The sequence below is a fragment of the Pseudomonas fluorescens genome, from assembly GCF_019212185.1.
Taxonomy (GTDB): domain Bacteria; phylum Pseudomonadota; class Gammaproteobacteria; order Pseudomonadales; family Pseudomonadaceae; genus Aquipseudomonas.
This window is the reverse complement of sequence record NZ_CP078138.1, coordinates 4,058,049-4,075,139: the sequence shown is the minus strand read 5'-3', so window position 1 is coordinate 4,075,139 and position 17,091 is coordinate 4,058,049. Positions and strand designations below refer to the sequence as shown.

The following is a 17,091-nucleotide window of genomic DNA, read 5'->3' as shown; positions in this document are numbered from 1 at the left end:
AATTTTGTGTTCGGGCATAACATGAGTAAGAGGTGCATGTATGCCAACCAAAAAGAAATCTGAGCGCCAACCGGTGCGGGAGCTGCCGAAGCTTCCAAAGGAACTGCTGGATCAACTCCCTCAAACACTGATGACCGCTGAGGCGATCGAAGAGGCTTCTGCGGCCTTCAAGAAAGCGCTGATTGAACGCGCCCTAAATGCCGAGCTTGGCCACCATTTGGGTTATCCATCGGGCGCGCAGCGCCCGGAGGACGAAACCAACCAGCGCAACGGCAAGAGCGGCAAGACGGTGCTCACCGGCGATGGCCCGATACGCCTGGATATTCCGCGCGACCGCAACGGCAGTTTCTCGCCGATTCTGATCCCCAAGCATGAGCGCCGTTATACCGGTTTCGATGACAAGATCATCGCCATGTACGCCCGTGGAATGACGGTCAGAGAGATTCGTGCGTTTCTTTCTGAGCAGTACAGCACGGACGTCTCGCCCGATTTCATCAGCTCTGTGACCGACGAGGTCATGGAAGAGATTGGCGCGTGGCAACAGCGCCCGCTGGAGCCGATGTACCCGGTCATTTTCTTTGATGCGCTACGGGTGAAGATCCGCGAAGAAGGCTGGTACGCAACAAGGCCATTTACCTGGCGTTGGGTGTTTTACCCGACGGGACGCGCGATATCCTGGGCATCTGGATCGAGAACACCGAGGGTGCGAAGTTCTGGATGAAGGTGTTCAACGACCTCAAAACGCGAGGCGTCGAGGACGTGCTGATTGCCGTGACCGATGGCCTCAAGGGCATGCCAGAGGCCCTCAGCGCAGTGTTTCCAGAAACAACACTGCAGACATGCATTGTGCATCTGATTCGCAACAGCCTGGACTACGCGGCTTGGGACAAGCGTCGAGCACTGGCCAAGGCGCTGAAGCCGATTTATCAGGCCATCAACGCAGAAGCGGCTGAGCAGGCCTTGGATGAGTTTGAAAACGGGCCTTGGGGCAAACAGTATCCAACGGTCGTGGCCGCCTGGAGACGCGCTTGGGATCGAGTGATTCCATTCTTTGTTTTCCCGCCCGCCATCCGGAAGGTGATCTATACCACCAACGCGATTGAGAGCATCAATGCTCAGCTACGTAAGATCATAAAGACCCGTGGCCACTTCCCGAACGACGATGCAGCGACCAAACTGATCTGGTTGGGGCTACGAAACATCACGGCAAACTGGGGTTCAGCGGCCCATGACTGGAAAAGTGCGATGAATCAATTTGCGATTCTGTACGGAGATCGGTTCATCAGGCCGACCTGGTGAAAATCAGGGCCTGCCTGACGGCAGGCCATTACCGGCCCGCACACAAAAAAACTGACAGTCCCCCAGCGCCCTTTTTTTCAAGGGCGCCCGAAAAAAGTAAGCAAAAAAGGCTTGCCCCAGCGTCCGGCCCCTCGCTAAGGCTCGGGGTCCCTTCGCTCCGGCATCCATCCGTGGGTCATCGCCTCCGGTTGGCTTCGCTGGCACCTCCTCTCGATGACTGCGGCTGCGCCGCAGCGCGCTACGCGCTTCCCCCGGATGAATACCTGCGCTCAGCCTTCCGAAAGGGGCGGGTGGATCAAGATCAAGATCAAGATCAAGATCAAGATCAAGATCAAAAGCCAAAGCCAAAGCCTTCTTGTGCCTGATGATATTCAATGTGCTCCTCATCAAGCAGGACATTGATTGCTGTATGAGCGCGAAATTCGGAGTGATGGACAGCAGAGGTGGAGGCAACGGAGCGCGCTTTTAGCGCAAATTGAAGACGATGCCGTGATCCTGTGACATCCATTAAAGAGCCATCCTACACACCAAACCGAATCGTCTGATACCCACAGTTATCCCCTTCGTGAAAGCCTTCCAGCGCTTTATCGGGGGTGGGAAACGTCCTTCCCGAGCACTCTAAACCAGTCCAGGGAAGTACGAATTGTGTCCAGCAGTCCGCGTGTATTTTACAACCACAGCCGCCACACCCTCGAAATCAACAATCTTCAGGCCCCCATCGACGTCCTCACTTTCGACGGCGTCGAAGGCCTGAGTCAGCCCTTTCTCTACACCATCGAATTCACCAGCGCCGAGCAGGACATCAGCGTCGAGCAGGTGCTCAATCAGCGTGCCTGGTTCAGCTTGCACGCGCCGGCGGTGAAGAATCTCGTGTTCTTTCAAACCCCGGTGTCCACGCTTTTGCGCACCTTTTATGGGGTGATCACCGGCTTTCAGCGCCTGTCCGCCAGCCGCGACGAGGCGCGCTATTCGGTCACCCTGCAACCGCGCCTGGCCCTGGCCGGGCGCGGTAAGCAGAGCCGGATTTACCAACAGCAGTCGGTGCCGGAAATCGTCAAAAGCATCCTGCTCGGCCGTCACGACATGGAGCATTTCGACTGCCCGTTCCATCTGGTGCGTGAGTACCCGCGGCGCGAGCAGGTGATGCAGTACGACGAAAGCGACCTGGATTTTTATTCATCGTCTGCTCGCCGAAGTCGGCATCTGGTACCGCATCGGCTGCCACCCGACAACCGGTCATGACGTCGTGGAATTTCACGATGAACAGAAGGGTTATCAATTCGACATCGAGCTGCCGTACCGCGGCCTCACGGGCCTGAGCAGCGGCGATCAGGACAGCGTGTGGAACCTGCAGACCCGACACCAGGTGGTGGAAAAACACATCACCTTCCGCAGCTATAAACCGCTGGATGCCCGCGCCTACCTTGATGGCGACGTCAATCAGGTTCGCAACGACAAGACCACCTCTGGCGAGGCGTTTTACTACGGCTTGCCCTACAGCGAACTGGGCAACAAGCTGTACCAATTCGAAAGCCTGGCCAGCGAAAGCGGCTACCACTTTGCCCGCCTGCGTCACGAGCGTTTTCTCAACCAACGCACCCGCCTCAGCGGCAGCACCGACAGCCCGACCCTGGCCCCCGGGCAAGTGCTGAACATGCCTGAAGGCGCCCCCCAGGCCTTTCGCCCAGGCGCGGTAATCACCCACCTGCGCACCTGCGCTGCCCGCGACGCCAGTTTCATCGCCCACTTCGAGGCGATGCCCTACGACCACTTCATCTGCTTCCGTCCGCCCGTACTGCCAAAACCACAAATGGTCGGGACTATTCCTGCGCGGATCAGCAGCCACTCCGCCGGCGACACCTATGCCTACCTCGACGGCCACGGCTACTACCGAGTCAAATTCCTCTTCGACCGCGACACCTGGCCCCAAGGCCGCGAAAGCCGCTGGCTGCGCCTGGCCCGGCCCTACGCCGGCGACACCTACGGCCTACATCTACCGCTGATTTTCGGCACCGAAGTGGCGATCGCTTTCGAAGAAGGCGACCCCGACCGCCCCTACATCGCCCACGCCCTGCACGACAGCGACCGCCCCGACGTCATCACCGACAGAAAGCGCGACCACAGCCGCAACGTCCTGCGCACCCCGGCCAACAACAAGTTGCGCATGGAGGATTTGCGCGGGCAGGAGCACGTCAAGCTCAGCACCGAATATGGCGGCAAGAGTCAGCTGAATCTGGGGCATTTGGTGGATGCCAAGAAACAGAAGCGTGGGGAAGGGGTTGAACTGAGGACGGATGATTGGGGGGTGATTCGGGCCGGCAAGGGGATCTTTATCAGTGCCGATAAACAGACCAAGGCCATCGGCGATGTGCTGAGCATGGCGCCGGCAACCGAAGCGATCCAAAGCGCACGCCAGCAAATCGCCGAATGCCGGGAAATCGCTCAGGCCCATCACAGCCAAACGCCCGACATGGGCGGATTGCAGCAACTGCAGACAGACGCCAAAGACCTGCACGGCGCTGCCATCCTGCTCAGCGCGCCCAAGGGCATTGGCGCAGTGACCCCCGGCCAGCCTGCTGCTGAAAAGCGGCGACGGGCTCTACGTACAAAGCGCCGACGAAATCAACCTCGCCGCCGCGCAACGCCTGTCGATCCACGCCAACCAGGGCATGTCGCTGCTGGCCCAGCAGGAAGGCATGCGCCTGGTGTCCGGCAAAGGCCCGCTGCAAATCGAATCCCACGGCGATTTGCTGGACCTGATCGCCCTGCAGGACCTCACCCTGCAGTCGGCGCAGGGGCACGTGCAGGTGACGGCGAAGAATGGGATCACGTTGGGGTGTGGCGGGGCCTACATCCGCATCACCTCGGAGGGCGAGATTCAGCTGCATAGCCCAGGTCTGATCAGTTTTAACGGGCTGCATCGATTCAGTCTGCCGTCCGGGGCAGCCTTTTCCTTTGTCCGAGCTGCCCAGTTCCGTCTGCAAAGAGTGCCTGAGAAAAGCGCGGGCTAAGGCCCAAGGCTTTACCGTTCGGGAGGCGCGAAGATGAGTTCAGTTCATTGCGAAACCTGGATCGAGTGCCTGGAGTCGTCCTGTGCCGATGCGTCCATCACTTACCTTGACGTGATTATCGATCAGGCGGGCAGCCCCCGCCCGCTGCTGCCAAGTGTACTTAGCGTCGAACCGCATTGCCCTGGCGCTCCTTGTTCAGCGGCTTACCTGAGGAGGGCGCCGAGGACTTGGCACCGTTGCTGGTTCGCGTCGATCTGGCGCAACCCCTGCAGCGATTGTGGTTTGTCGGTCTGGTGCAATCGCTGAAAAGCCAGTCACAACTGCTGGTGCTGGCCTCGCTATGGCCGTACGAGACGCTGGCCGCACACCTGGGTCGCTGTCTTGAGGCGCGCAATGGCGGGTGTTTGGGGCTGCTGCGCTATTACGACCCACGGTTGTTCCCCTTGCTGTTCAGTCATGTGCTTGAACCCGAGCAACAGCGGGACTTGCTGTCCCCTGCGGTGTTCTGGAGTTGGCTGGACCGCGATGGCTTGCCGGGACGATTGGTGGGTGCTGCGGATTCGCCGCCAGATCCTGAAGACTTCTCTCATATCGAATTGAGCGATAGCCAGTTGGAAACGCTGGGCTGTGCCAGCGATGCGACGTTGGCAATCAAAAGTTTGGCTGCAGCGATCCCACCTCATTTGAGTGCGGAGCAGCAGTTTCAGGTGTGTTACGCGGCCATGCTCGATGCGACGCAGCGCGGATTGTTCCTCGATGCCGATCGGCAGGCGTACACGCTCAGCAAGGTGTACGAGGCCTGCGCCACTCATTCTGACAACAGGAGTTAATCAGCATGTTCATACCTATACGTGGCGATGGGGGGCTCGTCGTGCTCAGCGCTCTTCTAGCGATAATATTCCCGCAGAGCGCGCCGGGTGGAACTCTCCAAGCCATCAATCACACCCATTGGGCGATAAATCGATTTGCCGTTGATGGCCAGTCGGGGCTGGACATCATCGGACCCTACCAGGGCGGTGGCGGTGGTTGTTGTTATGCGGCGCCTGCACGCTGGAAGCCGGGGATGACTGTGCGGGTTGAGTGGGAGACGGGGGTGGCCTATTCCTTTGATTTTCCCGGCTATGCAGATCGAGAAAAGTATATGGCCTGGGTTGAGAACCTTGAGGCTCAAAAACGCCAACACACCCAATTAGTCCCCATCCCCGACTACACCGGCCAAAAAGTCTGCGGCCTCACTGTGCACTTCCTCCCCTGCGATGAGCTCCAGGTCACGACCTCCTGCTACGCCTATGGCAGCCCCGAATACCCGATCAAGACCCCGTTGAATTTGCCGGAGCCACAATCATGTCCGAAATAAATCACGCCAATATCTGCTATCCACCGCCATTTCCTGAGCAGGGGCGGTTGCCTGAGAATGCGCACCAGGTTCATCGCAACCTCCGACGTCAGGACCAACTGGGGCACGACTATCATGATGCCCTCAGCGTTGCGGCGGGGCGCCGGGTGATGCCGCCGTGCTGCAAGACCCTGCATGTCAGCCTGTTCTTCGACGGGACGGGCAACAACCTCAACCACGATCTGTACCTGGCGAACCCTACCCATCCCACCAATATTGCCCGGCTGTTTCGCGCCAGTATCGGTACCGGTCATGCCGGTGGCACGGGGCATGCCGGCAGCACGGCCCGAGGTCTGCTCGACGCTCCGGTGCTCGGCAATGCCGACTATTTCAAGTACTACATGCCCGGCGTCGGCACCCCGTTTGCGGAAGTCGGCGACCTGGATTACACCACCCTCGGGTTGGCCACCGCCGCGTATGGCGAGGAACGGGTCAACTGGGGGTTGATGATGCTGATTGATGCCTTGCGGCGCGCCTTGGAATTGCCGCGTCTGGATTACGCGGCCCAGAGCCGGGCAGTCAAGGCCATGGGCACCTTGCCGGGAATGGAATCCGCGATGGGCCGCGCCAATCGGTCCAACGAGTTTCGCCGGCAGCTCGATGCGCTGGAAAAGCCCTTGCGTATCGCGCTGTCTGACTACCATCCCGGCCGCTCGAGACTGTTGGGCCTACGTCTGTATGTCTACGGTTTTTCCCGCGGCGCTGCGGCGGCCCGGGCCTTTGTCAATTGGCTCAACGGCCTGTTGTCGCGGACCGCGTCAACGCCGTCATTGGCGTTGCGCGACCTGACGCTGCCCGTCAGCGTCGAGTATCTGGGTTTGCTGGATACCGTGGCCTCGGTAGGGCTCGCCGATATTTTTCCGGGGGCAACCGGTCATATGAGTTGGGCCGATGGCAATCAACAGATACCGGAACGTCTGGTTAAGCGTTGCCTGCATATCGTGGCCAGTCATGAACAGCGTCTGTGTTTTCCGCTGGAGTCGATTCGGCAGGAGAGTGGTGGGTATCCGGCAAATTCCACGGAAGTGATTTATCCGGGGGTGCATTCGGATCAGGGAGGGGGGTATCCGCCGGGGGATCAGGGTAAGGCGGTTGGCGACGACGACCGTCTGCTCCTTTCGCAAATTGCCCTGAATGACTTGTACGCCGACGCTTTTGCAAATGGTGCACCATTTAAAGTGCCGAAAGATTCTTTGCCGACTGAGATGCGCGATCAACTGTGGTCTGCAATGGAACCAGCCTTAGTGGAAGAGTTCGGTGTTTCCATTACTCTTGTGAAGCGCTTCAACGCTTGGCGCGAAGTAACTTTAGGCCTACTTCCGGTCTCCCAACCTCTATCCCCAGAACAAACAGAACTCTATCAACCCCTGCCATCCACTACCTCCCTCGAAAAAGCCCTGCGCGAGCAGATGGCCTGGATCACCGCGTGGCGCATCGACCGCTACGCTTTCGCCAGTCTGAAGCAGACTCTTTTTTATGCGCAGGCTTCTGATACTGAAGCCGATCCAACCGATCGAAAAAACGCCGAAGCTGCCCGGAACGCAAGGCAGGCACTCATCGAAAAAGGCCGACGCGAACAACAGGTCAACGAACAGTTCAAGCGCACTGCGCCAATGCCATTGGCCCCCGGCGTCAAGGACTTCGACGCCGACATGGCCCAGACGCAGTTGCGCGAGGCAGCCGAAGAGTTCGGCATCGACTATCGCAACCCCAGCGTCATCACACCCTTTGTGATTCGCCTGGCACGGCTGGCGATCATCCCTGCGCTGATTGTCAACCAGGCGAGCCCTGAAGCCCGGGTCGAGCGCCAGTTGATGAGAAATGCCGGCAAGGAAAAAGTCAGCCTGTTGTTCCCACCGCCGAAACACGAGCGCAATCATTTCAGTGAAACCCTGCGTTTGAACGTCGACGAAAGCCGCAACGCCAAGGAACCGACCGGTTTGTTGCGGGCACTGTTCGACGATCAGGTCCACGACTCCCGTGCCTGGTTTCTTTACTCGCTGGGCCGCGAACACGGTGGCAGCTACTTTGGGGAGCGCATGGTGTTCTTTGGCGAGAGCAACCGCCGTGAGTTGGTGCTGGTCCTGGAAAAAAATGGGCAACTGCTGGCCGAGGATTCCGGTCGGCGTAGGCTGGAGACGGAGCGTGCACAACAGCCGCCTTACATGGATGCCGAGCGTATGGCAGCAGTCATGAAAGTCATCGACGCACGGTGGGCAGCCTATGACGCGCAAGAGGCAGGAGCCGTTGATGGGCAGGTCTGATAATCCGAGTCTGCGCAAGGTTCAAGGGCGCGAATCGCTGCTCAAGCGTCCTCTGCGAACCTCAAAGGCGGCATATTTATGCGGTCTGGTGGGAATCCTTCTGGCTCAAGGTGCTATGGCGGGCACCCTTGAGGCGATCAATCACACGCACTGGGCAATCAATCGTTTTAGCGTCGAGGGCCGCTCGGGACTGGACATCATTGGACCGTATCAAGGTGGGGGGGGAGGCTGTTGTTATGTCGCCCCTGCACAGTGGAAGCAAGGGCTGACGGTCCGCGTTGAGTGGGAAACTGGCGCCGGTAGCTCGGAAGGTTTCCCAGGGTTTGCTGATGAGGAGAAGTATCTAGCGTGGAGAAATAATATACGGGCCCAAAAACGCCAACACACGGGACTGTCAGTTTTTTTGTGTGCGGGCCGGTAATGGCCTGCCGTCAGGCAGGCCCTGATTTTCACCAGGTCGGCCTGATGAACCGATCTCCGTACAGAATCGCAAATTGATTCATCGCACTTTTCCAGTCATGGGCCGCTGAACCCCAGTTTGCCGTGATGTTTCGTAGCCCCAACCAGATCAGTTTGGTCGCTGCATCGTCGTTCGGGAAGTGGCCACGGGTCTTTATGATCTTACGTAGCTGAGCATTGATGCTCTCAATCGCGTTGGTGGTATAGATCACCTTCCGGATGGCGGGCGGGAAAACAAAGAATGGAATCACTCGATCCCAAGCGCGTCTCCAGGCGGCCACGACCGTTGGATACTGTTTGCCCCAAGGCCCGTTTTCAAACTCATCCAAGGCCTGCTCAGCCGCTTCTGCGTTGATGGCCTGATAAATCGGCTTCAGCGCCTTGGCCAGTGCTCGACGCTTGTCCCAAGCCGCGTAGTCCAGGCTGTTGCGAATCAGATGCACAATGCATGTCTGCAGTGTTGTTTCTGGAAACACTGCGCTGAGGGCCTCTGGCATGCCCTTGAGGCCATCGGTCACGGCAATCAGCACGTCCTCGACGCCTCGCGTTTTGAGGTCGTTGAACACCTTCATCCAGAACTTCGCACCCTCGGTGTTCTCGATCCAGATGCCCAGGATATCGCGCGTCCCGTCGGGTAAAACACCCAACGCCAGGTAAATGGCCTTGTTGCGTACCAAGCCTTCTTCGCGGATCTTCACCCGTAGCGCATCAAAGAAAATGACCGGGTACATCGGCTCCAGCGGGCGCTGTTGCCACGCGCCAATCTCTTCCATGACCTCGTCGGTCACAGAGCTGATGAAATCGGGCGAGACGTCCGTGCTGTACTGCTCAGAAAGAAACGCACGAATCTCTCTGACCGTCATTCCACGGGCGTACATGGCGATGATCTTGTCATCGAAACCGGTATAACGGCGCTCATGCTTGGGGATCAGAATCGGCGAGAAACTGCCGTTGCGGTCGCGCGGAATATCCAGGCGTATCGGGCCATCGCCGGTGAGCACCGTCTTGCCGCTCTTGCCGTTGCGCTGGTTGGTTTCGTCCTCCGGGCGCTGCGCGCCCGATGGATAACCCAAATGGTGGCCAAGCTCGGCATTTAGGGCGCGTTCAATCAGCGCTTTCTTGAAGGCCGCAGAAGCCTCTTCGATCGCCTCAGCGGTCATCAGTGTTTGAGGGAGTTGATCCAGCAGTTCCTTTGGAAGCTTCGGCAGCTCCCGCACCGGTTGGCGCTCAGATTTCTTTTTGGTTGGCATACATGCACCTCTTACTCATGTTATGCCCGAACACAAAATTTCTGACACCCCCCAACACACCCAATCCGTCCCCATCCCCGACTACACCGGTCAAAAAGTCTGCGGCCTCACCGTGCACTTCCTGCCCTGCGACGAACTCCAGGTCACCACCTCCTGCCATGCCTACGGCAGTCCCGAATACCCGATCAAGACGCCGCTGCATTTGCCGCAGCCGCAGTCATGTCCCTCTAAAACATCTGCGAGATAGCGGGAGCAAACCCAATGAAACCGGTAATACGTCAAGGAGACACGCCGCAAGAGTCTGGCGGTGAAGTGCAGGATGGCCGCTGCTGTGCCTGGGGATCCATGCAAGCGCTCTGGATCCCCAGCCCTTGGGTGATCTCATGAATCACGCTCCAGATTTCGCGCCGTACCCCAGCGCCCAGGCACCCGCGTACGCCCGCTGGCTGGCAGTCGGAGCGGGCCTGCTGGTGATGTCGAGCAGTGCGAGTGTGCTGTTGCGGCCTTATGTTGAACCACTTCCTATGTTGGTCAGTGTGGCCGGTGCCATGTTGATGCTGATACTGGCCTTGCTGATACGCCTGCTGTTCTTTCGTTTCAATCAACATAACGCCGAGTGTTACGCCATGGCGGTAGCCCAGGAGCATGAAGTCTGGTGGGAGCATCATCGGCAGAGCGCCGGTTTGGTCGAGGCGGTGTTGCTTGGAGCAGCCTGCACCACTGCGCAACACGGACTTCGGTTGTTCAGTTCGGAGCATCAGCCTCCGGTACCGGAGAAAACTCTTGAAGGACAGACTGTTCGTCTTCTGCAGGTGCATGGCAGTGACTTTGTTGAGCGTGAGCGCAACCTGGCGATCCTGCTTGCCTTGCAATGGCAAGCACAACGCGCGGAGCAACCATTGGTGCAACCCATAGGTTGTTACTGGCAAGGCTCGCAGTCGTCCTGGGAAGCCTTTGTCGAACAAATGGCGCGCTGTTTTCCGAAGATGCAACTGCCGGAAAAACCGCAGCCCTGGCTGGGCCTTCGCAGTTTGAATGCAGTCATCGACCAACTGCAGGTGGCGCCTGCGGGCGCCCGAATCCTCTGCGCCGGTTGCCAGTCCACAGTCGCGCAACCGGAGAGTCTGCCGCCAGCTGGAGAGGCTGCGGTGCTCTGGTTATTGGGTGCCGAAGAGGGCGTGCGCTTGTCTCGCGGTGAATGGTTCGAGGTGGACACCGAGCCCCTCCAAGTCGTCGCCGATCGGGCGTTGCAACAGAGCGAGCTGACAACGCCACCTGACGTCTGCCCATCGTTCATCCAGCCCCATGTAGCCGATCTTTCAATCAACGGCTGGAACACCTCGCAGCACGTGCAAGACGCCAACTTTGGAGCTCTGGAAAGTCTGCAGGCCATGGTCGTGCAGACGCTGGCGGCCTGGTATGTCGAACAGCACCAAGTGCCGTGCGCCTGGCTGGCGAACGATCCCTACTACACCCTTGCCCTTGGAGTGGTGAAACCCAATGACTCAATCAGTTGAAGCTTCGAAATTTTCGCCATTGGCAACGGTGCTATTACTGGCCGTGATCCTGGCAGTGTCGGTCGCCGTGGGATGCGCGGCCTGGTGGTTATGGAGCGGTGCACAGCCATTAAATGATGCGCAATTGCGCGAAATGGTACTCAAGGCTATTTCGCTGTGGGCGTTGTGTTTCGTGATAGCGATATTGATTTGGCATACATTTTTGAGCGGAGTCCGCAAGCTGGTGGGGGCGTCGCGGACAACCCCGCCGCCGGTGTTAAAGGCTACTGCGCAAACCAGTCTGTCAAAGATGATAGGCGAACTACGCTTCCAGCACGGCCCCCTCTGGCGCCGAAAAACCCGCCTGTACCTGGTCATCGGCGAGCCCGAACAAATCCAGGCCATCGCCCCGCACCTGTCCCAGGACCACTGGCTACACGGCGAACATAACGTCCTGCTCTGGGGCGGCAGCGTACAAGCGCCGCTTACCCCTTCAGTCACCGAACTGTGCCAACAACTCACCCGCTGGCGCGCCCTCGACGGCGTGATCTGGGCCCTGACACCCGCACAGAGCAAAGAACAACAAATCCTCAGTCATGGTGTGACACGTCTGGGTGAGCTGGCCACAAAACTGGGTTGGTCGTTGCCGCTGCATGTGTGGCAGGTGTGCGACAGTCAATGGCCGCAACCTATGCGTCCAACCCAGGCCGTCGGTTGCGCGCTGCCAGAAAAAACGACCGCGCAAGCCATTGACGATGCGTTGCAGACGTTGATCCAACCGCTGCGCCAGGAAGGCTGGGCAGAAGTGAGCAAGGACTTCAAACACGATTTCCTGCTGCGCCTGTCGCGGGATCTGCAGGTCGAAGGCATCGCCCGTTGGCGCCAAGCCCTGGCACCGTTATTCGGCATGTACGCTCGCAGCCTGCCGTTGCGCGGTTTGTGGTTCAGTTTGCCGTTGCCCGCTGGGGAAAAATCCAATAATCGCCACTGGCCCCATGAGCCGGCCTGGGCCGGAGTTCTGGATGGGCAGAGGCGGCGCAGTCGGCGTCTAGGCTGGCCAGCGACACGGGTCGCGTATCGGTTGGTCTTGGGACTGGCCTTGGTCTGGGGCGTCGGCATGCTGCTGTCCTTCACCAGCAACCGCACACAGATCGCCCACCTGCAAAACACCCTCGCGACCCTGCAAACAGCAGAGCAGGGCGACCCACAATTACGGGCGTTTTCCGAGCTGACCCGCGAGCTCGACCGCCTGGATTACCGCGCCGCCCACGGCACGCCCTGGTATCAGCGTTTTGGCCTGAACCAGAACGACGCCTTGCTCGATGCCCTGTGGCCGCGTTACGTCGAGGCCAATCAGCGGCTGCTGCGCGATCCAGCGGCGGCCAACCTGCAGGCCGCGCTGAATCGTCTGATCAAGCTGCCGGCTGACAGCCCATTACGCAGCAAACTCTCGGCCCAGGCCTACGATCAGCTCAAGGCTTATTTGATGCTGACGCGTCCGGACAAGGTCGACAGTGCCTTTCTCGCCAAGACCCTGAGCGAGACCGAAACCGAGCGCGACGGTATTTCACCGGGCCTCTGGCAAGCGCTCACCCCCGAGCTCTGGAAGTTCTACGCCGAGCAACTGCCGGCCCACCCGGAGTGGCGCCTTGAGGCCGATCCGAAGTTGGTGGCCCAGGCCCGGCAAGTGCTGCTCAGCCAACTCGGTCAGCGCAACGCCGAGGCCAGCCTCTATGAAAAAGTCCTGGCTGATGCCGCCAATCAGGCCCCGGCTTTGCGTCTGGCGCAGATGGTCGGCGACACCGATGCCTCGGCGCTGTTTTCCAGCCGAGCGGAAGTGCCCGGGGTGTTCACCCGGCAGGCCTGGGAAGGCCAGGTACGCCAGGCCATCAACGCCATCGCCGAGCAGCGTCGCGAGGAAATCGACTGGGTGCTCAGCGACAGCCACCACGAAATCGCCGCCGACCTGACGCCCGAGCAACTGCGTCAACGTCTCACCGAGCGCTATTTCCGGGACTACGCCAACGCCTGGCTGAACTTCCTCAACGGCCTGCGCTGGCGAGAAGTGAAGAGCCTGGGCGAGGTGATCGATCAGTTGGCGCTGATGAGCGATGCGCGGCAGTCGCCGCTGATTGCGCTGATGAACACGCTGGCCTATCAAGGCCAGGCCGGTGCCCGTGGTCCGGCGTTCAGTGAATCGCTGGTCAAGTCGGCGCAAAAACTCATCGCTCAGGACGCGGTTGCGGCCATCGATCAGCCGTTGCCCACAACCAACAGTCCATTGGACCCAACCTTTGGTCCTTTATTGGCACTGATCGGCAAGGAAAGCGAAAACCCCGAGCGCCTGAGCCTGGCCGCCTTCCTCAACCGCGTTACCCGGGTTCGCCTGAAACTGCAGCAAGTGAGCAACGCGACTAATCCGCAAGAAATGACCCAAGCCCTGGCGCAAAGCGTGTTCCAAGGACAAAACGTCGACCTCACCGACACCCAATCCTACGGCAGCCTGCTGGCCGCCAGCCTCGGCGCCGAGTGGGACGGCATCGGCCAGACGCTGTTTGTGCAGCCGCTGGAACAAGCCTGGCAGCGGGTTTTGCAACCCTCGGCAGCGGGCCTCAACAGCCAGTGGCAACGCTCGATCGTCAACGAATGGCACAGCGCATTCGCCGGTCGCTACCCCTTTGCCGCGACCACCAGCGACGCCTCGCTGCCGATGCTCGGGCAGATGATCCGCGCCGACTCCGGACGGCTGGAGCAATTTCTCCAGCAGCAACTCGGCGGCGTACTGCGCAAGGAAGGCCAGCGCTGGGTTGCGGACACCCGCCACAGCCAGGGCCTGCGTTTCAACCCGCAATTTCTCACGGCGATCAATCAACTCAGCCAACTCGCCGACGTGCTCTTTACCGACGGCGGCCTGGGTGTGAGCTTCGAACTGCGGGGCAAAGGTGTGCGCGACATCGTCGACACCACCTTCATCCTCAACGGCGAAAAACATCACTACTTCAACCAGCGCGAACGCTGGCAACGCTTCACCTGGCCCGGCACCAGCAACCACCCCGGCAGCCGCCTGCTGTGGACCAGCGTCTACACCGGCGAACGCCTGTTCGCCGACTACGAAGGCACCTGGGGCCTGATCCGCCTGCTGGAACACGCACGCATCACCCCGCTGAACGACAGCGACAGCCAGATGCGCGTGCAAATCAAAGCCCCGGACAACCTGGAACTGACCTGGAATTTACGCACCGAACTGGGTACCGGGCCGCTGGAGTTGCTGAAACTACGCGGGTTTGAATTGCCGACTGAGGTGTTTCTACAAGAGGGAGCGAAGCCCAAACCGGTGGTGAGGAAAAAGAAGACCGGCTGAACGGCTCAATGCCCCACCAACTCCTCCAACAACCGCTCCTTATACCCCTGCAACACCCCACACCCCCGATCCCTTGGATGGGGCAAATCCACGCGGATCTCATGTTTGATCCGCCCCGGATGGGCATCCATGACGATCACCCGATCCCCCAGGTACAGCGCTTCTTCGATGTCGTGGGTGACCATGATCACGGTGCAGCGTTGTTGCACCCAGATGCGTTGCAGTTCGTGTTGCAGGCGTACGCGGGTGAGGGCGTCGAGGGCGCCGAGGGGTTCGTCGAGGAGCAGGACCTTGGGTTGATTGATCAACGCGCGGGCGATGGCGGCGCGTTGCGCCATGCCGCCGGAAAGTTGATGCGGGTAGGCGTTTTCGAAGCCTTCGAGGTTGACCAGGGCGATGTGCTCGCTGACCAGACGCTGTTTTTCTGCTGGCGACAGCGGATGGTTTTTCAGGGCCAGGGCGATGTTCTGGCTTAGCGTCATCCACGGGAACAGGCGGTGGTCCTGGAACACGATGCCACGTTCCAGACTGGTGCCGACCACGGGTTTGCCGTCCAGCAGTATTTCGCCCTGATAGTCGGCTTCGAGGCCGACCAGCAGCCGCAGCAGGGTGGATTTGCCGCAGCCGCTGGCGCCGAGGATGCTGACGAATTCGCCGGGGCGCACCTTGAGGTTGATGTCGTGCAGCACCGGCAGGGGCTGGCCTTCGATGCGGTAGCTTTTGTTCAGGCCGCGAATGTCCAGTGCGCCGCGTTGCAAGGCACTGCTGTGGGGGGCAAAGGTATGGGCTATGGCGTTCATTTCAGGACCTTTCAACGGGTGTTGCGCCAGCGCAGCAAGTGGCGACTGGCAAGGGTAAACAGCAGAGTCATCAGGTAGCCGGCGAGGCCGATGCACAGCACGCTGAGGACGATGATTTCCATGCGCGCGCCGGCCTCGGCGTTCATCATCAGGTTGCCCAGGCCAGCGCCGGAGGAGAGGAACAGTTCGCTGCCGATGGCGGTGACCCAGGCGAAGGCCAGGGCCTGAAGTACGCCGGTGGCGATGCTCGGCAGGGCGGCCGGCAGCAGTACGTGGCGCAGCTGTTGCCCGCGACTCAGCACCAGCACCTGGCCGACTTCGCGATAGCGCCGCTCGACATGGCTGAAGCCTTGATAGGTGTTGATGACCATCGGGTAAAACGCCGCCAGGGTGACGATCAGCACCTTGGAAAACTCGCCATTGCCGAACCACATGGCAATCAACGGAATCCAGCCGAGCATCGGCACCTGGCGCACGGCATGGAACAGTGGGCCGATCAGGCGGTTGGCGACGCTCGACAGTGCCATCAACATCCCCAGGGCGACGCCGAGCACGATGCCCAGGACCAGGCCGCTGCTCGTGCGCATCAGGCTGGCCAGCAGGTTGACCAACAACTCGCCATTGCCCAGCAGTTCCAGCAGCGCCTGGCCGATGGTTGCCAGCGGCACAAAGGCATAGGCTCCGGCGGCGTCCTGGCGCGAGGCGTATTCCCATGCGCCGATCAACAGCAGCGGCAACAGCAGGCCGCGTAATTTTCCAAGTAGTTGCTTCATGTCCGGCTCCTAGCGGGTTTGCCAGCGAAACAGGTGCTGTTCGAGGCGGCGAAAGGCAAAGTCCAGGGCGAAGCCGATCACCCCGGTGACCACCACGCCGACCATCACCACGTCGATGCGCAGCATCTGCCGGCTCATTTCGATCATCTGCCCCAGGCCGCTGTCGGCCGCCAGCAACTCGGTGGCCACCAGCACCACCCAGGCGCGGGTCAGGCTGATGCGAAAACCGCTGATAATCGGCGGCGCGGCAGCGGGCAGGGCGATCTCGCGGACCAGGGTCGGCCAGCGCAGGCGATAGACGTCGGCGACTTCGAAGTAGCTGCGCGGAATCGCCTTGACCCCTTCGCTGGCGGCCAGGGCCACCGGGAAAAACGCGGTCTTGGCGACGATGATGATCTTGAAGGTTTCGTCGATGCCGAACAGCAGCACGAACATCGGGATCAGGGCGATGCTGGGGATCTGCCGCAGGGTATGGAACAGCGGTGCGCAGTAGGCCTCGACGGTTTTCGACAGGGCCAGCAGCACGCCGAAGGCCAGGCCGCTCAGCGAACCGATGGCGAAACCCAGGCCCAGGCGCGACAGGCTGTTGCCCAGGTGTTCGAGCAACTCGCCGCTGGCCAGCAGCGCCTGGAAGGTCTGCAGCACCTGCAGCGGTGGTACCAGCAGGTTGCGTGGAAAGATCGCCGCCTCGGCCACCACGGCCCACAGCAGGAGCAGGACAAGGGGCGAGATCAGCCAGGTGAAGGTGTTGAACAGGGGATGGTTGCGCATGGCGGGCCTTAGTGCGGCGAAGTACCCGAGGGCTATCGCAAGAGCTGTGCCATGTGGCACATGCTGACGGCAATGATGTTCAATTGGGGCTTTTGTAGGAGCGAGCCTGCTCGCGAAAAGCGTCAACGATAACGCGGGCTTTCTGTCTGAACGCGGCGCCCTGAAGTTTTTCGTCGGAACGCCGCCCGGAGCAGGCTCGCTCCTACAGTTG

Annotated in this window: 10 protein-coding genes and 4 pseudogenes; 9 read left to right on the top strand and 5 right to left on the bottom strand. The window is 60.1% G+C overall.

From position 1 onward, the window contains the following. The first annotated feature begins 40 nt into the window (after positions 1-40). Positions 41-1,299 (top strand): annotated as a pseudogene (locus KW062_RS18110) (IS256 family transposase). Positions 1,300-1,630: 331 nt separating this feature from the next. On the opposite strand, the gene KW062_RS18105 reads toward KW062_RS18110, so the two are convergent. Further along, on the bottom strand, positions 1,631-1,807 hold the full coding sequence (locus KW062_RS18105; RefSeq protein ID WP_218424806.1) for a hypothetical protein: 177 nt from the start codon (positions 1,805-1,807) through the stop codon (positions 1,631-1,633). Between the two features lie 137 nt (positions 1,808-1,944). On the opposite strand from KW062_RS18105, the pseudogene KW062_RS29310 reads away from it, so the two are divergent. From KW062_RS29310 to KW062_RS28990, 5 genes and pseudogenes are all read left to right on the top strand, one after another. Then, positions 1,945-4,347, top strand: a pseudogene (locus KW062_RS29310) (type VI secretion system Vgr family protein). 139 nt (positions 4,348-4,486) lie between these two features. Then, entirely contained in the window at positions 4,487-5,140 is a 654-nt protein-coding gene (locus KW062_RS18095) for a DUF4123 domain-containing protein (protein ID WP_218424804.1), read from the top strand. Between the two features lie 5 nt (positions 5,141-5,145). After that, positions 5,146-5,667 (top strand): DUF3304 domain-containing protein, encoded by a 522-nt coding sequence (locus KW062_RS18090; RefSeq protein ID WP_218424802.1) that lies wholly within the window; start codon positions 5,146-5,148, stop codon positions 5,665-5,667. Then, positions 5,655-7,970 (top strand): T6SS phospholipase effector Tle1-like catalytic domain-containing protein, encoded by a 2,316-nt coding sequence (locus KW062_RS18085; RefSeq protein WP_105756134.1) that lies wholly within the window; start codon positions 5,655-5,657, stop codon positions 7,968-7,970. Before KW062_RS18090 ends, KW062_RS18085 begins: the two co-directional genes overlap by 13 nt. Before the next feature lie 52 nt (positions 7,971-8,022). Next, positions 8,023-8,358 (top strand): annotated as a pseudogene (locus tag KW062_RS28990) (DUF3304 domain-containing protein); the annotation flags it as partial. Positions 8,359-8,419: 61 nt separating this feature from the next. Here KW062_RS28990 and KW062_RS18075 read toward each other — a convergent pair. Next, positions 8,420-9,679, bottom strand: a complete 1,260-nt coding sequence (locus tag KW062_RS18075) for an IS256 family transposase (RefSeq protein ID WP_105756142.1) — start codon at positions 9,677-9,679, stop codon at positions 8,420-8,422. A 67-nt stretch (positions 9,680-9,746) separates the two neighbouring features. Here KW062_RS18075 and KW062_RS18070 point away from each other — a divergent pair. The 3 genes and pseudogenes from KW062_RS18070 to KW062_RS18060 form a co-directional block, all read left to right on the top strand. Beyond that, positions 9,747-9,926: pseudogene (locus KW062_RS18070) on the top strand (DUF3304 domain-containing protein); the annotation flags it as partial. A 136-nt stretch (positions 9,927-10,062) separates the two neighbouring features. Then, positions 10,063-11,196, top strand: a complete 1,134-nt coding sequence (locus tag KW062_RS18065; RefSeq protein ID WP_105756136.1) for a hypothetical protein — start codon at positions 10,063-10,065, stop codon at positions 11,194-11,196. Beyond that, positions 11,180-14,536 (top strand): ImcF-related family protein, encoded by a 3,357-nt coding sequence (locus tag KW062_RS18060; protein ID WP_218424800.1) that lies wholly within the window; start codon positions 11,180-11,182, stop codon positions 14,534-14,536. The genes KW062_RS18065 and KW062_RS18060 overlap by 17 nt, the downstream gene beginning before the upstream one ends. A 5-nt stretch (positions 14,537-14,541) precedes the next feature. On the opposite strand, the gene KW062_RS18055 is transcribed toward KW062_RS18060, so the two are convergent. From KW062_RS18055 to KW062_RS18045, 3 genes are read right to left on the bottom strand one after another with little or no spacing between them, the layout of a single operon-like run. Next, positions 14,542-15,336, bottom strand: a complete 795-nt coding sequence (locus tag KW062_RS18055; RefSeq protein ID WP_027616566.1) for an ABC transporter ATP-binding protein — start codon at positions 15,334-15,336, stop codon at positions 14,542-14,544. An 11-nt stretch (positions 15,337-15,347) separates the two neighbouring features. After that, positions 15,348-16,109, bottom strand: coding sequence for an ABC transporter permease (locus KW062_RS18050; RefSeq protein ID WP_027616266.1), 762 nt, complete (start codon positions 16,107-16,109; stop codon positions 15,348-15,350). Between the two features lie 9 nt (positions 16,110-16,118). Then, positions 16,119-16,880 (bottom strand): ABC transporter permease, encoded by a 762-nt coding sequence (locus tag KW062_RS18045; protein WP_105754640.1) that lies wholly within the window; start codon positions 16,878-16,880, stop codon positions 16,119-16,121. Between the last annotated feature and the right edge of the window lie 211 nt (positions 16,881-17,091).

What these genes read in the sequence shown, in the direction of transcription:
- KW062_RS18050 (WP_027616266.1), bottom strand. Translation starts at nt 16,109, where the DNA reads ATGAAGCAACTACTTGGAAAATTACGCGGCCTGCTGTTGCCGCTGCTG.
- KW062_RS18045 (WP_105754640.1), bottom strand. Translation starts at nt 16,880, where the DNA reads ATGCGCAACCATCCCCTGTTCAACACCTTCACCTGGCTGATCTCGCCC.
- KW062_RS18060 (WP_218424800.1), top strand. Translation starts at nt 11,180, where the DNA reads ATGACTCAATCAGTTGAAGCTTCGAAATTTTCGCCATTGGCAACGGTG.
- KW062_RS18075 (WP_105756142.1), bottom strand. Translation starts at nt 9,679, where the DNA reads ATGCCAACCAAAAAGAAATCTGAGCGCCAACCGGTGCGGGAGCTGCCG.
- KW062_RS18065 (WP_105756136.1), top strand. Translation starts at nt 10,063, where the DNA reads ATGAATCACGCTCCAGATTTCGCGCCGTACCCCAGCGCCCAGGCACCC.
- KW062_RS18105 (WP_218424806.1), bottom strand. Translation starts at nt 1,807, where the DNA reads ATGGATGTCACAGGATCACGGCATCGTCTTCAATTTGCGCTAAAAGCG.
- KW062_RS18085 (WP_105756134.1), top strand. Translation starts at nt 5,655, where the DNA reads ATGTCCGAAATAAATCACGCCAATATCTGCTATCCACCGCCATTTCCT.
- KW062_RS18055 (WP_027616566.1), bottom strand. Translation starts at nt 15,336, where the DNA reads ATGAACGCCATAGCCCATACCTTTGCCCCCCACAGCAGTGCCTTGCAA.
- KW062_RS18090 (WP_218424802.1), top strand. Translation starts at nt 5,146, where the DNA reads ATGTTCATACCTATACGTGGCGATGGGGGGCTCGTCGTGCTCAGCGCT.